The 1,790-nt window shown below is 61.6% G+C and carries 2 protein-coding genes; one reads left to right on the forward strand and one right to left on the reverse strand.

Annotated features, from left to right (window positions below; all coding sequences use genetic code 11):
• Window positions 1-664 (reverse strand): HisA/HisF-related TIM barrel protein (locus tag ABX749_RS31705; protein ID WP_372899558.1); only part of this gene is annotated, 664 nt, incomplete at its 3' end.
• 309 nt (window positions 665-973) lie between these two features.
• On the opposite strand from ABX749_RS31705, the gene ABX749_RS31710 reads away from it, so the two are divergent.
• On the forward strand, window positions 974-1,790 hold an 817-nt coding region (locus ABX749_RS31710), incomplete at its 3' end, for a LacI family DNA-binding transcriptional regulator (protein ID WP_372899559.1).

Consider the following 1,790-nt stretch of genomic DNA (forward strand, 5'->3'; position numbering starts at 1 on the left):
CCACGATTGCCGCCGGCATGTTCATTTCGACCAACTTCCGAACGTCGTCGTAGGTCGTCACGCCTCCGCTGGCAACCAAGGGGATATCCGTCGCGTCCGCCATGTCACGCAGTCCGTCAAAGTTAGGGCCGCTCATCATTCCGTCGCGGGCGATGTCGGTGTAAATGATCGCTGCGATGTTGGCCGTTCGCTGTCGCAGGTCTTGGGCCAATTCGATCGCCGGTGTGGAACTGGTTTCCAGCCATCCGTCGGTCGCCACCATGCCGTCCCGTGCGTCGATGCCCGCCGCCAACTTGCCGGGGAACGCATCGCACATCGAGGCAAACCATTCGGGTTGCTTCAGCGCGGCCGATCCGACCACCAGACGTGCCAGACCCAAGTCGAGCAAGGCTTCGATCGCAGCTTGATCGCGCACACCGCCTCCCATCTGGCAGGGCAGTCCGGTCGCGGCAACGATCCGCGCGACCGCGTCGCGATTGGCCGTCGGGTCGTCGCCCCGGGCGGCATCCAAATCCACCAGGTGCAATCGTTTCGCCCCGGCTTGCTGCCACTGGACGGCGAACTCCACCGGGTCGTCGCCGAAGACTGTTTTTCGGTCATAGTCGCCTTGCCGCAAACGGACCGGTTTTCCATGACGCAGATCGATTGCGGGCCAGATTTCCATGGTGATGTGGGACTCTCGTGTGAGTTAGGGCTTCAGTGGAACAGGCGGCGTGATGCCGACGACCAAGCGGTCGGCGTCGGCCGCTTGCAACGATACCGCACAGGCAGGTAGACTGACCAGCACAGAGCACAAACGATTGTGCAAGTGGCTCCCACGCGTCGAAGTCACAACCAGACCGCCGAAACGGCTTTCGTGCTGCCGCCACGTTTCATGTCGGGTTCGCGCTGCTATCGGTGGGGATTGTTTTCGATGGTTAGCCCAGTGAAAGTGCTGGAGTGCTCTGTCAAGATTGCACCTTGGGGTTGAGTCATGAAACCACCGAATCATCGCACGCCCGACACGCCGCAGGGTTCCGGCTCTGCGACGCTGGGCCATCCCGTGACGCTCAAAAACGTCGCCGACCGCGCCGGTGTCAGTGTTTCAACCGCCTCACGCGCGCTCAATGGCCAAGCCCGCAAGTATCGCATCAGCCCCACGACGGAGAAAGCGGTTCGCAAGGTCGCCGCGGACCTGGGGTTCCAAGCCAGTCAGGTCGCCCGCTCGCTCCGGCTCAAACGAAGCGGCTTGATCGGGGTGATCGTGCCGGATATCTCCAACCCATTTTTTGCCTCCATCGCCCGCGAAGTTTCATTGGGCGTCGAAGCGTATGGGTTCTCGGTCTTGCTTGGCGACAGCCGCGAAGAGACGCAGATCGAACAGCGATTGGTCGAACAGTTGCGTGCCAAACAGGTCGAAGCCTTGTTGGTGTGCCCGGTCGGTGTGGTTCCGGATCATCTGGTCACTCTCGATCGGTCGGGATTGCCGGTCGTGGTCGCCGACCGTGTGTTTGACGGAATTGAATTGCCGAGTGTGACGTCGGACAATCGGACTGCGGCGCGAGCGGTGGCGGAAGTGTTGATCGAGCAGGGCCATCGCAAGATCGGTGTCCTGTCGGGCGTTCGTGACAGTTTGCCCGCCAAGACCCGTCTGCAAGGCTTGAACGATGCAGCCCAGCACGCGGGGTTCAACCTCGATCCCTCGTATCTGGCGGGAAACGCGTTCACCGAGCAATCCGGCTACGACGCGACGCTCGAATTGTTGGATCGACATCCCGAGATGACCGCGATCTTTGCGATGTGCACGCCGG

The organism is Stieleria sp. (assembly GCF_041595215.1).
Taxonomy (GTDB): Bacteria; Planctomycetota; Planctomycetia; order Pirellulales; family Pirellulaceae; genus Stieleria; species Stieleria magnilauensis.